At 66.2% G+C, this 18,716-nt stretch carries 18 protein-coding genes; 8 read left to right on the forward strand and 10 right to left on the reverse strand.

All coding sequences use genetic code 11. From position 1 onward, the window contains the following. Window positions 1-23: 23 nt before the first annotated feature. The 4 genes from BM244_RS00510 to BM244_RS00525 form a co-directional block, all read right to left on the reverse strand. Window positions 24-2,228, reverse strand: coding sequence for a xanthine dehydrogenase family protein molybdopterin-binding subunit (locus tag BM244_RS00510; protein WP_093396753.1), 2,205 nt, complete (start codon window positions 2,226-2,228; stop codon window positions 24-26). Between the two features lie 207 nt (window positions 2,229-2,435). After that, window positions 2,436-4,667 (reverse strand): xanthine dehydrogenase family protein molybdopterin-binding subunit, encoded by a 2,232-nt coding sequence (locus tag BM244_RS00515; RefSeq protein ID WP_093396754.1) that lies wholly within the window; start codon window positions 4,665-4,667, stop codon window positions 2,436-2,438. Between the two features lie 2 nt (window positions 4,668-4,669). Beyond that, window positions 4,670-5,650, reverse strand: coding sequence for an FAD binding domain-containing protein (locus tag BM244_RS00520; protein ID WP_093396756.1), 981 nt, complete (start codon window positions 5,648-5,650; stop codon window positions 4,670-4,672). Beyond that, window positions 5,647-6,210: a 2Fe-2S iron-sulfur cluster-binding protein gene (locus BM244_RS00525; protein WP_082441359.1), complete on the reverse strand. Its 564-nt coding sequence runs from the start codon at window positions 6,208-6,210 to the stop codon at window positions 5,647-5,649. Before BM244_RS00525 ends, BM244_RS00520 begins: the two co-directional genes overlap by 4 nt. A 141-nt stretch (window positions 6,211-6,351) precedes the next feature. On the opposite strand from BM244_RS00525, the gene BM244_RS00530 reads away from it, so the two are divergent. Further along, window positions 6,352-7,368, forward strand: a complete 1,017-nt coding sequence (locus BM244_RS00530; protein ID WP_093398001.1) for a glycerophosphodiester phosphodiesterase — start codon at window positions 6,352-6,354, stop codon at window positions 7,366-7,368. After that, window positions 7,369-7,647, forward strand: a complete 279-nt coding sequence (locus BM244_RS00535; protein ID WP_093396757.1) for a hypothetical protein — start codon at window positions 7,369-7,371, stop codon at window positions 7,645-7,647. Between the two features lie 218 nt (window positions 7,648-7,865). On the opposite strand, the gene BM244_RS00540 is transcribed toward BM244_RS00535, so the two are convergent. Further along, entirely contained in the window at window positions 7,866-8,531 is a 666-nt protein-coding gene (locus BM244_RS00540) for a TIGR02117 family protein (protein ID WP_093396759.1), read from the reverse strand. Between the two features lie 22 nt (window positions 8,532-8,553). On the opposite strand from BM244_RS00540, the gene phhA reads away from it, so the two are divergent. Beyond that, on the forward strand, window positions 8,554-9,432 hold the full coding sequence (gene phhA, locus BM244_RS00545; RefSeq protein WP_093396760.1) for a phenylalanine 4-monooxygenase: 879 nt from the start codon (window positions 8,554-8,556) through the stop codon (window positions 9,430-9,432). Window positions 9,433-9,691: 259 nt separating this feature from the next. Here phhA and BM244_RS00550 read toward each other — a convergent pair whose 3' ends face one another. The 4 genes from BM244_RS00550 to BM244_RS00565 form a co-directional block, all read right to left on the reverse strand. Continuing rightward, window positions 9,692-10,627 carry a 50S ribosomal protein L11 methyltransferase gene (locus BM244_RS00550; protein ID WP_093396762.1) on the reverse strand — a complete coding sequence of 312 codons (936 nt, stop codon included), beginning with the start codon at window positions 10,625-10,627 and terminating at the stop codon, window positions 9,692-9,694. Next, on the reverse strand, window positions 10,617-11,306 hold the full coding sequence (locus BM244_RS00555; protein ID WP_093396764.1) for an SDR family NAD(P)-dependent oxidoreductase: 690 nt from the start codon (window positions 11,304-11,306) through the stop codon (window positions 10,617-10,619). The genes BM244_RS00550 and BM244_RS00555 overlap by 11 nt, the downstream gene beginning before the upstream one ends. Before the next feature lie 207 nt (window positions 11,307-11,513). Then, a complete protein-coding gene (locus BM244_RS00560) occupies window positions 11,514-12,881 on the reverse strand; it encodes a methyl-accepting chemotaxis protein (RefSeq protein ID WP_254784191.1) in 1,368 nt (455 codons plus the stop codon). Window positions 12,882-12,892: 11 nt separating this feature from the next. Next, the gene (locus BM244_RS00565) at window positions 12,893-14,236 is read right to left on the reverse strand and encodes a methyl-accepting chemotaxis protein (RefSeq protein ID WP_093398002.1); all 1,344 of its coding nucleotides are present in this window, start codon (window positions 14,234-14,236) and stop codon (window positions 12,893-12,895) included. A 266-nt stretch (window positions 14,237-14,502) separates the two neighbouring features. Between BM244_RS00565 and sdhC the strand changes: the two genes are divergently transcribed. Genes sdhC through BM244_RS00585 form a run of 4 tightly spaced genes read left to right on the forward strand, consistent with a single transcriptional unit; the run spans window position 14,503 to window position 17,373 of the window. Next, window positions 14,503-14,913, forward strand: a complete 411-nt coding sequence (gene sdhC / locus BM244_RS00570; protein ID WP_093396766.1) for a succinate dehydrogenase, cytochrome b556 subunit — start codon at window positions 14,503-14,505, stop codon at window positions 14,911-14,913. Next, window positions 14,913-15,299, forward strand: a complete 387-nt coding sequence (sdhD, locus tag BM244_RS00575; RefSeq protein ID WP_060524023.1) for a succinate dehydrogenase, hydrophobic membrane anchor protein — start codon at window positions 14,913-14,915, stop codon at window positions 15,297-15,299. The genes sdhC and sdhD overlap by 1 nt, the downstream gene beginning before the upstream one ends. Next, complete coding sequence (gene sdhA, locus BM244_RS00580) at window positions 15,299-17,101, forward strand: succinate dehydrogenase flavoprotein subunit (RefSeq protein WP_056047438.1); 1,803 nt, start codon at window positions 15,299-15,301, stop codon at window positions 17,099-17,101. The genes sdhD and sdhA overlap by 1 nt, the downstream gene beginning before the upstream one ends. Further along, entirely contained in the window at window positions 17,101-17,373 is a 273-nt protein-coding gene (locus tag BM244_RS00585; protein ID WP_093396768.1) for a hypothetical protein, read from the forward strand. The genes sdhA and BM244_RS00585 overlap by 1 nt, the downstream gene beginning before the upstream one ends. A gap of 191 nt (window positions 17,374-17,564) precedes the next feature. Here BM244_RS00585 and BM244_RS00590 read toward each other — a convergent pair whose 3' ends face one another. Further along, window positions 17,565-17,936, reverse strand: coding sequence for a type II toxin-antitoxin system PemK/MazF family toxin (locus tag BM244_RS00590; protein ID WP_254784192.1), 372 nt, complete (start codon window positions 17,934-17,936; stop codon window positions 17,565-17,567). Between the two features lie 128 nt (window positions 17,937-18,064). Between BM244_RS00590 and BM244_RS00595 the strand changes: the two genes are divergently transcribed. Next, a complete protein-coding gene (locus tag BM244_RS00595) occupies window positions 18,065-18,646 on the forward strand; it encodes a ClpP family protease (RefSeq protein ID WP_093396769.1) in 582 nt (193 codons plus the stop codon). Window positions 18,647-18,716 lie beyond the last annotated feature (70 nt).

Raw genomic sequence — 18,716 nt, forward strand, 5'->3', positions numbered from 1 at the left:
CCCCCTCCCCGTACCGGGGAGGATCAGACGGCAGGCAACCCTTCGAGCAGCTTGTCGAGCGTCACCGGAAAGTCCCGAACCCTCACCCCCGTCGCGTTGTAGATAGCATTCGCCACGGCAGCCCCCGCGCCGGATATCCCAAGCTCCCCAACGCCCTTCGCCCCCACCGGGTTCGCGGAGTCGTCGATCTCCTCGATGAAATGCACTTCGAGTTGCGGAATGTCGGCATTCACCGCGACATGATACTCGCCGAAATCGGGGTTCACGAACGCCCCCGTCCGCGTGTCGACGATGCCCTCCTCGCTCAGCGCATAGGCGATCCCCCACGTCATCCCGCCGGTGATCTGGCTCGTCGCGGTCTTGCGATTGAGCACCCGCCCGACATCGAACACGCCCAGCATCCGCCGCACGCGCGTCTCGCCCGTCACCGCGTTCACCGCGACTTCGACGAAGTGCGCGCCGTGGCTCGCCTGGCTGGTGCGCTTGCTCTCGGCACCCGGCCCGGTCTTGCCCATCGCCATGATCGGCTCACCGCGGACCAGATCAGCAAGCTTCACCGATCGCCCGCCAGCGCTCACGCAGCCATCGTGCAGGCTCAGGTCCTCGGGCGCGGCGTTCATCCGCAACGCCAGTTCGCCGAGGATATCCTCGCACGCCAGCACCACCGCCGAACATGCGCTGCCGGCCCCGAACGACCCGCCCGACCCAGCGCTCGGCGGGAAGTCGGTATCGCCGAGCCGGACATTTACCTCGGCCACCGGCAGCCCGAGCATCTCGCCTGCGGTCTGCGCGAGGATGGTGTACGTCCCCGTGCCGATATCGGTCATGTCGCATTCGACCGTCGCGCGCCCGTCCGCCTCCAGCCGCACGCGCGCCTGCGCCTCGACGGTAAAGTTGCCGCGCAGGCTCGCCGCCATGCCGATCCCGACCAGCCACTCGCCGTCGCGCACCGAGCCCGGCGCGGGTACGCTCGCCGGCCAGCCGAACCGCTCGGCGCCTTGGGTGTAGCAATCGAGCATCCGCCGCGTGGAGAACGGCTTGCCGCTCACCGGATCGGTCTCGGGCTCGTTGCGCCGCCGCAGTTCGATTGGATCGATCCCGAGTTGCTCGGCGAGCTCGTCCATCGCGCACTCGACCCCGAACGTCCCGACCGCTTCGCCCGGCGCGCGGACCGCGCCGCTCGCAGGCAGGTCGACGCGGACGAGGTCGGTCTTGAACCGCCGCGCGTCGCCCCGGTACAGCGGCAGCGTCCCGAACGGCACCGGCTCGAGAAATTCGCCATCGTCGTTCTGCGCGACGACGCTCTCATGCCCCATGCCGAGGATCACGCCGTTTGCGTCGGCCGCGATCCGGATCCGCTGCGTCGTATGCGAGCGGTGATGCACCATGTACGCGGTCTGGCGACGGGGCAGCGCGACCTTCACCGGCCGTCCGACGACCTCCGCCGCGATCGCCGCGAGGATCGCCTCAGGACCGACGCCGGTCTTCCCACCGAACCCGCCGCCGACGTAGGGCGCCAACACGCGCACCTTGTCCGCATCGATCTTCAGCGCCTTCGCGATCGTCTTGCGCGCACCGCCGATCACCTGGTTGCTCGACCGCACGGTCAGCTTGTCGCCCTCCCACCACGCGGTGGTCGCATGCGGCTCCAGCGCGGCGGGGAAATGCACGGGCGTCGTGTAGGTCCGATCGAACGTCACCGCCGCGCCCCCCATCACCGCGTCGAGATCGCCCTTGTCGATCGGCGGCAGGAAGCCGATTTTCGGCGCGGTATCGACCGGCTGCGCCTCGACGTCGAACCGATCCTTGCCCGCCTCGGTGCGAACCACGACCAGCGCCGCGGCATCACGCGCGATCGCCTGGTCCTCGGCAACGACGATCGCGACCGGCTGGCCGAGGTGGAGAATGACGTCGGTATCGAATAGCGGCATCGCGCGCGAGTTGGACTCGCCCGCCGGCATGCGCGGGTCGTTATGGATGATGGCGATGACACCGGGCAGCGCCTCGGCGGCGCTCACGTCGATGCCCAGAATGCGCCCACTGCCAACCGGCGTGCCGACGATCGCGGCATAGGCGATGCCGTCGGGCGTGCCCTCATACGCATAGTCCGCCACGCCGGTGACCTTAGCCGGCCCCTCGATCCGGTCGAGCCCGAGCCCGAGAACGCCCTGCTTCGCGCGGTCGAGACCACCCGGCCGAAACGCCGCATCCATCACGTGTTCGTTCATTCTGCGGTCCTCGGGTGGAGCGAAGGATATGGGTAGGGCGGGGGCGTTTGACGAGGGCGCTACGCATCCTCTCAACCGCCACCCCGGCGAAGGCCGGGGCCCAGTTGGATAGGTCTTGATAACGGAGGACGATCCTTCGTTATCTTCGTCCCCCAACTGGGCCCCGGCCTTCGCCGGGGTGGTACCTGTCTATGGTATCGTCAGCCCTCAAACAGCCGGCAACTGATCCAGCAGCTTATCCAGCGTAATCGGGAACTCGCGCACCCGGATCCCCGTCGCATTAAACACCGCGTTCGCCACGGCCGCACCCGCGCCCGAAATCCCCAGCTCGCCGATCCCCTTCGCGTGGATCGGGTTCGCATGGATGTCGCGCTCGTCGACGAAGTGGACGTCCATCTGCGGAATGTCGGCATTGGCCGGCACGTGATATTCCGCCAGATCGTGGTTCACCAGCTTGCCGGTCCGCGTGTCGTGGATCAGGTCCTCGGTCAGCGCCGCGCCGATCCCGAAGGTCATCCCGCCGAGGCACTGCGACCGCGCGGTCTTCGCGTTGAGCACGCGCCCCGCCGCGAACGACCCGAGCATCCGCCGCACCCGCGTCTCACCGGTGACCACGTTGACCGCGACCTCCGCGAAATGCGCGCCGAACCCGGCCTGCGTCGTCTCCTTCTCCTGCTTGCCCGGCTTGATGTGCCCGGTAGCCTCGAGACCCTTGCCGACCAGCTCGCCGATAGGCGTGGAGCGGTTGTCGCCGATCGCGTTGCCGTCCTTGAGCGTCAGGCCGTCCTCGTCGACTCCCGCCGCCTTAGCCAGCTTCCCGCGCAGCATCTCGCACGCGAGATAAACCGCCGTCCCCGACGAGGTCGCACCCCAGGACCCGCCCGACCCAGCCGCCGGAGGATCATTGGTATCCCCCAGCGACATCGTGATGTTCTCGACCGGGATCCCCAGGATCTCCGACGCGATCTGCGCCAGGATCGTGTAGCTGCCCGTGCCGATATCGGTCATCGCCGACGACACCGTCGCCGACCCATCCGGATGGATCTCGACCTTGGCGGACGATTCCATCATCATGTTGCCGCGCACCGCCGAAGCGACGCCCATGCCGATCAGCCACTCGCCCTCACGCCGCGTGCCGGCCTTCTGGCGCTTGTCCCACCCAAACTTCTTCGCACCCTCGTCGAGCGCACGCGTCAGATTGCGCGACGAATAGGGCACGTCCTTCTCGGGGTCGATCTTCGGATCGTTGCGCTTGCGCAGCTCGATCGGATCCATCTCGAGCTTCTCGGCCAGCTCGTCCATCGCGCCCTCCAGCGCGAGCATCCCGACCGCCTCGCCCGGCGCGCGCATCGAGCCCGACAGTACGAAGTTCACATCGACCACTTCATGCGTGATCAACCGGTTCTCACCACCGTACAACAGGTGCGTGCCAATGCCCGCGGGTTCGAAATAATCCTCGGTCGACTGGTTCGACGTCAGCGTCTCGTGACCGATCGCCGACAGCTTGCCGTCCGCATCCGCCGCGAGGCGCACGCGCTGCTCGGTATTCGAGCGCCGCACCGTCGCCTCGAACACCTGCGGCCGCGACATCACCGCCTTGACCGGACGGCCAAGCTGCTTCGCCGCGATCGCCGCCGCAACGCTCTCCGGCGCGATGCCGAGCTTCGATCCGAACCCGCCGCCGATATAGCGCGCGATGATCCGTACCTTCTTCTCGGACAGCCCCAGCGACTTCGCCAGCTGCTGCGCATCCGACGTCGGCATCTGGTAGGCGCCGTACAGCGACAGCGAGCCGTCCTCTTCCCACACCGCGGTCGAGGCATGCGGCTCCATCGCCGCCGAATTCTGGCTCGGCGTGACATACGTGGAGTCGATCGTCACCGCCGCCTCGGCCATCGCCTTGTCGACGTCGCCCTGCTTGAAATGCGCGGGCGTCGCGTCGTCCGGCGGCGTCCGGGTCTCGTCGCGGTGCGCGGCGAAGTCGTACTGACCCTCAGCCTCGTCATACTCGATCGGCAGGCGCGCCGCCGCATCGCGCGCGACCTCGAAGCTTTCGGCGAGCACGATCGCGACGATCTGGCCGAAGAACGCGATGTCCTTCACGCCCTGCGTCGGCGCGTCGGTCGCGCCGCCTTGCGCCGAGACGCGGATGAACTGGTCGAAGTCGGTGACGACGTCGATCACGCCGGGGATCGCCTTGACCGCGTCGACGTCGATCGAAACGACCTTGCCCGCCGAGATCTTCGTCCCGACCAGCACGCCGTACGCCATGTTGGCGAACTGGTATTCCGCGGCATAGGTCGCCGTGCCCGTAACCTTCAGCGGACCGTCGATCCGATCGAGCGGCTTGCCGATGACGCCCTGGACGCCTGTATCCAGAAGACTGTCCGGATGCGGCTTGTCCATCGTCAGGCTATTCGTAGTGCCAAGACCAAACATGCTTATGCTCCCGTGACGTTGCGCAGCGTCGCGATCAGCGTGCGACGGGCGAGGGGGATCTTGAAGTCGTTCGAGCCGTAACCCTTGGCATCAGCCAACAGCGCCGTCGCCGCAGCCTCGAACACGGCATCGGACGGCGCGTTGCCGACCAGCGCCGCCTCGACCGCCGGATTGCGCCACGGCATCGGCCCAAGCCCGCCGAACGCGAGCGAGGCCGACGCGATCACGCCGTCCTGCACGTCGACGATCGCCGCTACCGAGACGAGCGCGAACGCATAGGACGCACGGTCACGAACTTTGCGGTATTCCTGCTTGCCCTTGACCGGCGCCGGCAGCTCGATGTGCGTGATCAATTCACCCGCTTCGAGCGCGTTCTCGATCTGCGGCGTATCGCCCGGCAAGCGATAGAAATCGTGGATCGAGATCCGCCGACGATCGCCGTCTGCCTTCAGCGTCACGATCGTCGCGTCGAGCGCGCGCATCGCCACCGCCATGTCGCTCGGGTGCGTCGCGATGCAATGCTCGCTCGTCCCCAGCACGGCCAAGATGCGGTTGAAACCGCCGATTGCCGAACAGCCGCTGCCCGGCTCACGCTTGTTGCACGCAGCTGCAGTATCGTAGAAATAATAGCACCGCGTCCGCTGAAGCAGATTGCCCCCGGTCGACGCCTTGTTGCGCAACTGGCCACTCGCACCGGCGAGCAACGCGCGGCTCAGCACCTCGTATTTGGCGACGACGCGGCGATCCGCTGCGAGATCACTGTTCGGCACAAGCGCACCGATCGTCAGCCCGCCATCTTCGCGCTCCTCGATCTTCGCGAGATCGAGCCGCGAGATGTCGACCAGCTTGTCCGGCGTCTCGACCTGCAACTTCATCAGATCGAGCAAATTGGTGCCGCCAGCGATGAACTTGGCGCCGCTCGTGTCGATATCCTTGACCGCAGCCTCGGGCGTCGCGGGCTTCTCGTACGTAAAGGTCTTCATGCCACCAGCTCCCCGCGCGCGTTGGCTTCCATCGCGGCATCCTTCTCGTCCGCGGTCCGGCCGGCGGGCTCGGCACCACCGACTTCGCGGATCGCATCGACGATGTTCGGGTAGGCAGCGCAGCGGCACAGATTGCCGCTCATCCGCTCGGAAATCTCGGCATCGTCGAACTTCGGATCGGTCAGGTCGCCCGACGCATGGCTGGCCCAGCCCTTCTTGACCTCGTCGAGCATGCCGACCGCCGAACAGATCTGCCCCGGCGTGCAGTAGCCGCACTGATAGCCGTCGTGCCGCACGAATGCGTCCTGCAACGCGTGGAGGTTGCCCGGCTGGCCGATGCCCTCGATCGTCGTGATCTCGTCGTCCTGGTGCATCACCGCGAGCGTCAGGCAGGAATTGACCCGGCGGCCGTTGATCAGCACCGTGCACGCACCGCACTGGCCATGATCGCAGCCCTTCTTCGAGCCCGTCAGCCCGAGATGCTCGCGGCACAGGTCGAGCACCGACGTGCGAATATCGGGCTCGGCGTCATATGATTGACCATTGATCGTGAAATGCATGGCGGTGCCCCTGGTTGAATGTGCCGGGAATGTACGGATTTCGAGGACTCAACGCCGATGCGACCGATCGTTTCCTATTGCGACAAGCTCTCACGTGTTGGTACGCTGGCGTTCATAGCGCTGAGCGGGCAAGCTGTTGCGATGACGCCAGCTTCTCCCCGATTGTCGCCTCCGATCGTCATCGCGCACCGTGGTGCGAGCGGTCTGCGGCCCGAGCATACGCTGGCGGCCTACTCGCTCGCGATCGATCAGGGCGCCGACTTCATCGAGCCCGATCTGGTGCCGACCAAGGACGACGTCCTCGTCGCGCGCCACGAGAACAACATCGCGGAGACGACCAACGTCGCCGACCACCCCGAGTTCGCCGCGCGGAAAACCACCAAGACGATCGACGGCCAGACGATGACGGGCTGGTTTGTCGAGGACTTCACGCTCGCCGAATTGAAGACGCTGCGTGCGAAGGAACGCCTGCCGAAGCTCCGCCCCGCGAACACCGCCTATGACGGCCAATTCCAGATCCCCACGCTCGCCGAGATCATCGCGCTCGCCAAGCGCCGCACGACCGAGACGGGCCGGACGATCGGCATCTATCCCGAGACCAAGCATCCGACCTATTTCGCGAAGATCGGCCACCCGACCGACGCGAAACTGGTCGCCGAACTGCGCGAGGCCGGCTGGGATTCGGCGAAAGCGCCGGTGTTCATCCAGTCGTTCGAGGTCGCCAACCTCCAGCGCCTCCACAAGATGACCAAGGTCCGCCTGATCCAGCTGATGGACGGGGAGGGCGGTCCCGCCGACGGCGCGCAGCCGAGCTACAAGGCGATGATCACGCCCGAGGGTCTGAAGGCGGTCGCCGCCTACGCCTACGGCATCGGCCCGAACAAGAGCATGCTCTGGACCGACGCAACCCCCACCACGCTGGTCGCCGACGCCCACGCGGCGGGCCTGCGGGTCCACCCCTGGACCTACCGCGCCGAAAACTATTTCGAACCGACCCGCTTCCGCCGCGGCACCGACCCCGCCGCCCACGGCGACATCGCCGCGGAGATCGACGCAGGACTTGCACAAGGTATCGACGGTTTCTTCACCGATTTTCCGCTATACGGAGCCCAAGCGCGTGACCGAGCCCAGGGAACTGTGCGCGCAGGAGTAAAGTAAATGCGTAAGGTTCTTCCCGTACTCGCGGTCCTGCCGTTCCTCGTAAGTGGCTGCATCAGCACCGCAACCTCGATCGTGAAGGCGCCGTTCCAGGTCGCCGGCAAGGCGGTCGACTGGACCACCACCAGCCAGGAAGAATCGGACCGCAACTACGGCAAGAAGATGCGCAAGCAGGAAGCCGAAGAAGGCAAGCAGCGCAAGGAACTCGCGAAGCGCTGCAAGCGCGACCCGCAACGCTCGGAATGCGGGCAGTACCAAGGGTATCGCGCGGGAAGCTGACCTCCCTTCTACCACCCCGGCGAAGGCCGGGGCCCAGGTGGGAAACAGAAGTAACGTAGCGCTGCGCTCAGTCGGCAACGTCCCCCAACTGGACCCCGGCCTAAGCCGGGGTGGTTCCCCAAGCCAATGTTCCCTGACTTCCTTGTTCTCCCGCGAAGGCGGGAGCCCAGTCTGGACTCCCGCCTTCGCGGGAGAACAAACTCTCGGGAGCACAGCCCCTAAAACCACCCCATCACAGTAACCGGAAACGGCGTCCACCACCCAACCCGAACCCCTGCAAACCGCAGAGCATCCCCCGTCCACGCATTACACGTCCGCACCGCGCTATACCGCCCGTTAGCCTCATAAAACGCATCATACCCGGCATACCCCCGATACCGCGCACCCCCATCCCGAAAGCTAGCCCGGATATACGCCGCCAACCGCCGATACTGCGCGGGCGTCACCACGATCTCCCGAGCCCCATCCCCGGCACGCGGCCTCGGCAGATGATCGACATGCATCAACGTCCGCGTGCTACCGAACGCCGCGCCGACCACGGTCCGCAGCTTCACGTCGGCCCAGGTCGGCGTCTCCAGATAAAACGTCTTCTCCCCCCACCCGAACGCCACATGATCGAACGCGCCATACCGCGGGTCGCGAAGATCCTCCGCCCGAACCACCCCGCGCCAGTCCACCCCGGCGGCGACCTTCGGCACGATGATCCCGGTATGCACGCCGTTGCTCTCGACAAAGATATGCACGCCCTCGGCCGGCGCCCGCCAGTCGCGATTGCTGGGGATCGACCCGCCGACCAGCCCCGCCACCGCATAGCTCGCCACCACCCCGAACACCGCGGCGATCGCCCAAATAATCCACTTAACCCAACGCGTTTCCGTCTTCATTCCGTCATGCTAGACCAGCCGCATGGCCAATGACACACACGTACTGAGCACCCCGCCCGAAGGCGCGCCCGACTGGACGATCCCGCAGAACTGGGGGGATTACACCGCTGAGGATCACGCGACGTGGGACACGCTGTTCGCGCGCCAGTCGAAGCTGCTCCCCGGCCGCGCGTCGAACGCCTGGCTGCGCGGGCTCGACGTGCTGAAGCTGTCGAAGCCCGGCATCCCCGATTTCGAGGAACTGTCCGAACGCCTGACCAAGCTCACCGGCTGGTCGGTCGTCGCGGTCCCCGGCCTAGTCCCCGACGACGTGTTCTTCGACCACATGGCCAACCGCCGCTTCGTCGCCGGCAACTTCATCCGCCGCCCCGACCAACTCGACTATCTGCAGGAACCCGACGTCTTCCACGACGTGTTCGGCCACGTCCCGATGCTGGCCGACCCCGTCTTCGCCGACTACCTCGCCGCCTACGGCCGCGGCGGCCAGCGCGCGCTGGGGCTCGACGCGTTGAAGTATCTCGGCCGGCTCTACTGGTACACGGTCGAGTTCGGGCTGATCGCGGAACCCGAAGGCCTGCGCATCTACGGCTCCGGCATCGTCTCCAGCTACGCGGAAACCCGGTTTGCGCTCGACGACCCAAGCCCCAACCGCATTGCGCTCGATCTCGCGCGGGTGATGCGGACCGAATATCGGATCGACGATTTCCAGCAGAACTATTTCGTCATCCCGAGCTTCGAGGAGTTGCTGCGGCTGACGGTCGAGACGGACTTCGCGCCGCTGTACGAAGAGCTGAAGGCGCTTCCGGATATCCCCGTCGCACGGATCGAACCGGGCGATGTGGTGATTACCGAGGGCACGCAGGATTACGCGAAGTCGAAGGCGTCCGCTGAGACCGCATAAGCTTCGCTCACAAATGCCACTACCCTGGGGAGGACACCACCCCGGCGAAGGCCGGGGCCCAGTTGGGATAGCGGTGCGGTTCTATCGCAAGGGTTCACCCAACTGGGCCCCGGCCTCCGCCGGGGTGGCGGCAGAGATGGGGTGAGGGCAACCCTTTCCAACTTGTTCCCCCGCGAAGGCGGGGGCCCAGACTGGACCCCCGCCTTCGCGGGGGAACACTCTTCTGGGGGGAGGGCAGTTACTCAAATATCCACAGCCCTCAAATATCCAGCGCCCACCCATCGCGCCCCTTGGGATCGAACGGCCCCTCCGCCACGAACCTCTCCGCCCCGGCCCGCAACCGAAGCACAGACCAGTCCCCCCGCCGGTCGACCGCCTCGAGCGAACACCCGCAAGCCTCATACGCCGCCACGACCCCAGCCCGCTGCGTCTCCAGCAACCCGGCAAGAACAATCGTCGCCCCCACATCCGAAATCGAAGCGATCTCCGGCGCCATCGACACCAGCGGCCCCGCCAGAATATTCGCGATCACCAGATCATACGGCGCGCGAACCACGATCGCATCGTCCAGCGTACCGTCCGCCACAACGAGGTCGATCCCCTCGACCCCGTTGAGCGCCGCATTCTCCGCCGTCACATCGATCGAGACCGGATCGATATCCGTCCCCATCACCCTGGCCCCAGGCCAAAGATGCGCCGCCGCAAACGCCAGCAACCCCGTCCCCGTCCCGATATCGATCACGTTCGCAAACGAAGCATCCGCCAACCCGTCGAGCATCGCCAGACACCCGCTCGTCGTCTCATGATGCCCCGTCCCGAACGCCCGGCTAGCCTCGATCAGGAACGCCCGCCTGTCCGCCGGCACCGCGCCCGCATGCGCCCCGGTGTGCACGAAGAACCGCCCGACCGACAAAGGCTCGAGCCCAGCTTGGCTCATCGTCACCCAGTCCGCATCGCCCAACCGCTCGACCGCGATCTCGGCCCCCGCCGCACTCGGCACCAGCGCGCGCACCGCCGCGACCGTATCCGCCGCCGGCTCATGCTCGAAATACGCATCGAGCCGCCACGACTCGACGTCGTCCTCGATCTCCTCGGTGGTCATCAGCACGCCGTCGATCGTCAGATCGTCGCTCGCATCGATCGCCTCCGCCTCCGCGCGCGTGCAGGGGAGGGTGAGCTTCCAACTATCGGACATAGCTCGCCCCGTTCACGTCGATCACCGACCCCGTCATCGAAGCCGGCGCCTCCAGCGCTAGAAACTTCGCCGCCGCCGCGATCTCGTCAGGCGCCGCAACCCGCCCGAGCGGAATATCCGCCAGCAACGCATCGCCGCCCCGGCTCGACAGATAATCCTCCGCCATCCCGGTCATCGTGAACCCAGGGCAGACCGCAAACGCGAGGATCCCCTCCCGAGCATATCCCCGGGCGATCGTCTTGGTCATCGCCACCATCCCCGCCTTCGACGCGGCATAATGCCAGTGCGCCGGCGAATCCCCGCGATACGCCGCCCGGCTCGCGATATTCACGATCCGCCCCCCAACACCCCGAGCCTGCCAATGCAGCACCGCCAACCGGCAAAGCTCGGCCGACGCGGTCAGATTGATCCGCATCGTCCGCTCCCACTGCGCGGTCCAGTCGTCATCGGCGAGCGGTGCCGCCTCGAACACCCCCGCGTTGTTGATCAACACATCGATCGTACCGCCAGCTTGCTCCAGCGCAGCGTTCCACAACGCGGTCGGCCCCGCAGGATCGCTAAAGTCAGCCGGGATACCGCTAGCGGTCCCATGCCCAATGACGGACGCGCCCGCATCGCTCAGCGCCGCATGAATAGCCGCGCCGATACCGCGACTGGAGCCGGTAAGAAGAATGGTCATCCCCGTGCTCTAGCGCCGCAGGCCGTCTCCGTCACCTGAGCCCGAGAGAAGAACGGGTTCGCGCAGAGGCGCAGAGGACGCAGAGACGATGTGCGTTGGGCGGGTGTTGCACACTTACGTGATATTGAGAGAACCTACGGTTCCGCCAAGGTCTCTGCGTCCTCTGCGCCTCTTCGCGAAACATTCTATCTTTCTTCCGCCCGGTCCTCAGCCAACGCTAGCCGAAAACCCGTCCGCGGCGCCGCGCAATACGCCAAGCTGCTCGTCCACCTCGCCGAACGCATGGCCGAGACGGTCGATCTCGGTCGCCACCGCCTCGGTATCCGCGCGGATCGTCGCGATCGTGAACGACATCGCATCCGCGGCCAGCGCGGTCTCGTCGACCGCGGCGGTGATCGCCGTCACGGTGTGCGCCTGTGCCTCCATCGCGTGGCGGATGCGGTCGGCGCTGTCCTTGACCTCGCTGACGGTCGCCTTGATCCCCGCGTTCGTCGCCACGGTCGCCGCAGTCGCCGCCTGGATCGCCGCGATCTTCGCGGCGATGTCGTCGGTCGCCCGCGCGGTCTGGCTGGCGAGCGATTTCACCTCCTGCGCCACCACCGCGAAGCCGCGTCCGGCATCGCCCGCGCGTGCCGCCTCGATCGTCGCGTTCAGCGCGAGCAAATTGGTCTGCCCGGCGATGCTGCGGATCAGCCCCAGGATCGATTCGATCGATTTCGCATGCTCGCTGAGCGCTTCCGACATGCCGACCGCCTCGCCGGTCTGCGCACAGGCGCGATCGGCGATCCCGGCCGCCACCTCGACTTCGCTGCGCGCGGTCTCGATCGCGCGGATCAGGCCGGCGGAGGTGCGTGCCGCCTCGCGCATCGCCAGCGCGGACTGCTCCGCCGCCGCCGCGACCTCGCTCGCCTTGCCGAGGATCCCGCGAGTCGAGGCCGACGCGCCGGTCGCCTGGACATGGATGCGCGCGCCCAGCGCGGCGGTATGCTCGATCGATGCGGCGATGCTGCCACGAAAGTCCGAGGCCCGCGTTCGCCGCTCGGTCTGCGCCGCCGCCGCATCGGTCGCGCCGAGATGCGAGACCATGATGTCCGCCTCGATCAGGGCGATCCGCTGGACCACGTCGGCGACGATCCGCATCGTCGCCGCATCGGTACCGTACCGATCGACGATCAGGTTGAGCGTGGCGCTGTGCGCGAACGCCGCCGCCGACAGCAGGGCGGGCAACGGTATACCCGATCGCCGCGACTCGTCGGCATACGCGATCGCCATCGCTTCCCACGTCGGATCGTACGGCGACAGATACCGCATCCGCGCATAGGTCGCGTTCTGGGCGATCCGCCGCTCGAGCCGCTCCGGCGTGATCTGCGAGGCGATGTGGCGCACCGCGTCGAGCGACAGGTAATGCCGCCAGAACATCTCGCCGATCCGGCGATGATCGTCCTCGTCGAGCAGCGCGCTCAGCGTGGTGCAGGCCGGCCCGATCAGCCCGTCCCAGTCATAGTCGCGGACGCGGTCGCGCAGTGAACGGCCCGATCGCGCGGGCAGGGCCGCGACGCTATTCATACTCGTCATCTCGCGATCGCTTATGCGGCGACTTTGGCGACGAAGTCGCCGGCGCTGGTCTTCAGATTGCCGAGCCGGGTGTCGAGCACGTCGAACCCGCGCCCGACGCCGTCGATCTCGGTCGCGACCGTCTCGGTATCCTCGCGGATCGCGGCGATCGTGTTGGACATCGAATCCGCCGCCAGCGCGGTCTCGTCGACCGCCGCGGTGATCGCGGTGACGGTCTGCGCCTGCGCCTCCATCGCATAGCGGATGCGGTCGGCGCTTTCCTGCACCTCGGCCACGGTCGACTTGATCGAGGCGTTGGTATCGACGGTCGAGCGCGTCGCCGACTGGATCGCGGCGATCTTCGCGGCGATGTCGTCGGTCGCGCGCGCGGTCTGGTTGGCGAGGCTCTTCACTTCCTGCGCCACCACCGCGAACCCGCGCCCGGCATCGCCGGCGCGTGCCGCCTCGATCGTCGCGTTCAGCGCCAGCAGGTTGGTCTGTCCCGCAATATCGCGGATCAGGCCGAGGATCGATTCGATCGACTTGGCATGATCGCTGAGCGTCTCCGACATGCCGACCGCCTGGCCAGCCTGCACCGACGCGCGATTGGCGATCTCGGCCGCGGCTTCCACCTCGGTCCGCGCATCCTCGATCGCCCGGATCAGCCCGGCGGCGGTCTGCGCCGCTTCGCGCATCGCCACCGCGGACTGTTCGGCGGCCGCCGCGACTTCGCTCGCCTTGCCCAGCACCGCCCGCGTCGACGCCGAGCTGCGCATCGCCTGTTCGCGGAGCATGTGCCCCTCGTCGGTCGCGGTCTCGACCATCGCGGCGATCCCGTCGCGGAACTCCGCCGCCAGCGTATCGCGCGCGACCCGTGCGGAGTGCGTGCTGTACGCATTATAGATCGCCACGGTGATCTCGCCCTCCAGCGCGGACAGCCGCATCAGCGTATCGATATACACCGGCAACTTGGGATCGGACCGGTCCACGCGGCGCATCAGCACCTCCAGCGCGGCACGGTCGCTGGCGCTGATCATCGACAGCAGCGCCATCGGGGATACGTCGGCGACATAGGCCGACGCGACCGAACGCTCGATCGATTCGACCCACGCCCGACCGCTCGTGTCGAGGAAGCGGTTGCGCAGGAAGGTGCAGCCGACCTCGATCATCTGCTCGGTCTCGTGCGGCGCCCAGATCCGCTCGTCGGAGAAACAGCGCAGCCATTGTTCCCAGAAGGCCTTGGATACATGCGTGATCTCGGGCGCGAGCGCCGCCCAGACTTCGCGACTTGCACCGCCCAGCGATCCATCGAAGTCGAACACCCGCAGGCGTGCCATCAGGTCGATGGAGGCCGCGATCACGCCGGGCGCCGGCAGGTCGGTGGTGGTCAAGACGATGAACTCCGGATCGAAGGTGCCGGACAGCGCTACACGGCATATCTTAAGGGCGGGTTAGGGATCGGCTACGCGGTGCCCACCATCATGAATCATTTGGCAACCGTACTGGCCCGCGGTGTCATGGGTTATCGGACCGCCCCCAATGGGTTGCATCGCAGCACGCGGTGGCTAATAGGTCGCCCGATCTATATATTCTGGACCAAGCTGTTCTTGGTTCGTCATCTTCTGGTTCGAGGACTCCGCCCTTGGCATCGCGCAACCCGGCACGCCCGCTATCTCCCCATCTGCAGGTCTATAAATGGGGCCCGCACATGCTGGTCTCGATCCTGCACCGCGTGACCGGCAGCGGGATGGCGACCGTCGGCAGCATCCTGCTCGTCTGGTGGCTCGCCGCGATCGCGTCGGGCGATCAGGCCTATGCGACCTTCGTCGACGTGTTCACCACCGACACCGGCCGGCTCAACATCCTCGGCTATATCGTCGCGGTCGGGCTGACGCTGTCGCTGTTCCAGCACATGATGACCGGCATCCGCCACTTCGTGCTCGACACCGGCGCGGGCTACGAACTGAAGCGGAACAAGATGGGCGCGATCGCGACGATGGTCGCTTCGGTCGCGCTGACGGTCGTGTTCTGGCTCTACATGGGGATCAAGTGATGGGTTCGGGTACGGCAATCGGTCGCGTCCGCGGCCTAGGCAGCGCGAAACACGGCGCGCATCACTGGTGGCAGCAGCGCCTGACGGCGGGCGCGAACCTGTTCCTCATGCTCTGGCTAATGATCTCGGTCGCGCGGATGCCCGGCTATGATTACGCCGCAGTCCATCTGTGGCTGCAATCGGCGTGGGTCGCGGTGCCGATGGCGCTGCTGATCCTGTCGGTCTTCTATCACTTCCGTCTCGGTCTGCAGGTCGTGATCGAGGATTACATGCACGACGAAAGCCGTGTCGTGACGATGATCCTCCTCAACCTGTTCACCTTCACGCTGGGCGGCATCGCCCTGTTCGCGATCCTGAAGGTCGCCTTCTCCGGAGCTCCCGCGTAATGTCAGCTGCCTACAAGATCATCGATCATACCTATGATGCGGTCGTCGTCGGTGCCGGCGGCTCCGGCCTGCGCGCGACGATGGGCATCGCCGAGAGCGGCCTGAAGACCGCGTGCATCACCAAGGTCTTCCCGACCCGGTCGCATACCGTTGCAGCACAGGGTGGCATCGCCGCGTCGCTCGGCAACAACTCGCCGGATCACTGGACCTGGCACATGTTCGACACCGTCAAGGGTTCCGACTGGCTCGGCGACCAGGACGCGATCGAGTATCTGTGCCGCGAAGCCCCGCAGGCGGTCTACGAGCTCGAACATGCCGGCATGCCGTTCAGCCGTAATGAGAACGGCACGATCTATCAGCGTCCGTTCGGCGGCCACATGCAGAACATGGGTGAGGGGCCTCCGGTCCAGCGCACCGCCGCCGCCGCCGATCGTACCGGCCACGCGATGCTTCACGCGCTGTATCAGCAGAGCCTGAAGTACAACACGGACTTCTTCGTCGAGTATTTCGCGCTCGACCTGATCATGGAAAACGGCGTCTGCCGCGGCGTCATCGCGCTGTGCATGGAAGATGGGTCGATCCACCGCTTCCGCAGCCACCAGACCGTGCTCGCCACTGGCGGGTACGGCCGCGTTTATTTCTCGGCGACCTCGGCGCATACCTGCACTGGCGACGGCAATGCGATGGTGCTCCGCGCCGGCCTGCCGTTGCAGGACATGGAGTTCGTCCAGTTCCACCCGACCGGCATCTACGGCGCGGGCGTTCTCATCACCGAGGGCGCACGCGGTGAGGGCGGTTACCTGACCAACTCCGAGGGCGAGCGCTTCATGGAGCGCTATGCTCCGTCGGCGAAGGACCTCGCCTCGCGCGACGTCGTCAGCCGCTCGATGGCGCTCGAAATGCGCGAAGGCCGCGGCGTCGGCAAGAACGGCGACCACATCTTCCTGCATCTCGATCACATTGATCCGAAGGTGCTTGCCGAGCGCCTGCCGGGCATCACCGAGACTGGGAAAGTCTTCGCGGGCGTCGATCTCACGCGCCAGCCACTGCCGGTCACGCCGACCGTGCACTATAACATGGGCGGCATCCCGACCAACTTCCACGGCGAGGTCGTCAACCTCGTCGACGGCAACCCCGACGCGGTCGTCCCCGGCCTGTTCGCGGTCGGCGAAGCGGCCTGCGTCTCGGTCCACGGCGCCAACCGCCTCGGGTCTAACAGCCTGATCGATCTCGTGGTGTTCGGCCGCGCGACCGGCCTGCGGATCAAGGACACGCTGAAGCCCGGTACGGCGCACGCTCCGCTGCCAAAGGGTTCGGAAGACCTCGCGCTGACGCGTCTCGACCACTTCCGCAATGCAAGCGGCGGGTCGCCGACCGCGCAGATCCGTCTCGACATGCAGCAGACCATGCAGAAGCATTGCGCGGTGTTCCGCGACACCGAACTGCTCAACCAGGGCGTCGAGAAGATGGCCGGGATCTACAGCCGGATGACCGACGTCGCGGTGAAGGATCGCAGCATGATCTGGAACACCGATCTGGTCGAGACGATGGAGCTCGACAATCTGATCGGCCAAGCGGTGGTGACGATGAACTCGGCGGCCAACCGCACCGAGTCGCGCGGCGCGCACATGCACGAGGATTTCCCCGAGCGCGACGACGCGAACTGGATGAAGCACACCATCACCACCTTCAACGGCTGGGGCGGCAAGGGCGGCGAGACCAAGATCGATTTCCGCCCGGTCCACGACTACACGCTCACCGACGACATCGACTACATCAAGCCCAAGAAGCGGGTATACTAATGACCTGGGCCATCATCGCGATCGGGTTCCTGGTGCCCGTCGCGGTGGGGCTCCTGACGCGCTTCCAACCGATGATCGCCGGCTTTCTCTGGCCGGCGGTCGTCGCGCTACTGACCGCAATCTACGTCTTCGCCATCGAACCCCGCGGTATCGGCGAAGAACCTCAGAAGATAGCGATCACCTTCTATGCGCTGTTCTCGCTAGTAGGCGGCGTCCCCGGCGGCCTCGTAGGCTGGATCCTCCAGTACAAGCGGACAAGCCGAGAAGCCTAACGCCTCCCCAAACCGGCAAGCCACCAGAACGCACCATCAACCCCACGACGCCCCCCTCCCTGAAAGGGAGGGGCCGGGGGTGGGTCGGCCCCCTCGAGCCACCACGACAACGTCGAGCAGAACCCGACCCACCCCCAAACCCTCCCTTCCAGGGGGGGGGCGAAGAAAGCGCCGCGATCCCAACCGCCGCGTCAGACCGCAAACATCTCCCCCAAAACATCCAGCACCTCGCGAAGCGTCCGCGCATCGATCCGCCCCATCCGCTTGATCAACCGCCCCCGGTCGATCGTCCGCATCTGATCCGGAAGTACCAGCCCGCTCGTACCCTTGAATGTCACCACGACCCTAAACGGCGCCGGATGGCTCCCCGTCGTCAACGGCGCGACGATCGCGGTCCGCAGGTGATCGTTCATCTCGTCCGGTGAAACGACCAGGCAAGGTCGCGTCTTCTGAGTCTCGCTCCCGACCGTAGGATCGAGCGCGGTCACGCCGATCGCCCCCAGGATCGACCGTGGTACGATCATCCCCGTCGAATTGCCCATCTTCCGTAACGACGTCCGCATCGTACATCCTCTTCGCCACACCGATACCACCGATGATCTGTGCCAACAATGTTACCACGAAACTGCGAATATGCTGATGTGCGGTAACCCAACCGGAACCCTCCGCCCCCGCAAAAGTTTGCCGCGGCATGACCGACACATCCCCCGCTTCGAACGCCCGCAACTACCCGCTGCTGGCCGCCCCCCACATCCACCTCCACGGCCCCGTCGACGACGCGATGTACGACAATTTCAAGTCGCAACTCGCCGCCGCCCCCACCGAAGGCCCGCTGGTCGTCTCGATCACCACGCTCGGCGGCGACCCGGAAGTCGCGCGCGCGATGGGCGATAACATCCGCCTCCTCCGCGAATATACCGGCCGCGAGACGCTCTTCCTGGGCAAGGTCGCGGTCTATTCCGCCGGCGCGACCTTCATGTCCGCCTTCCCGGTCGACAGCCGCTTCCTCACCCGCAACAGCCGCATCATGATCCACGAGCGCCAGATGCAGAGCACGATCGAGCTCAACGGCCCGCTCAACACGCTCTCCTACACGCTCAAGGCGAAGCTTCACGAGATCGAGGATTCGATCAACATCCAGGAGGAAGGCTTCCGCGCGATCGTCGAGGGCTCGAAGGTGTCGCTCGAGGAGTTGAAGAAGAAGGCCCCCTCCAACTGGTATATCGAAGCCGAGGAAGCCCGCGACCTGGGGCTCGTCCTCGACATCATCTGACCCGGCACGCGCAGGTAACGCGACGGCGGGTGTGACGCATGTTGCACCCGCGAAGCTAAGGATTTGCGGG

This window comes from Sphingomonas sp. OK281 (assembly GCF_900115295.1).
GTDB lineage: Bacteria > Pseudomonadota > Alphaproteobacteria > Sphingomonadales > Sphingomonadaceae > Sphingomonas.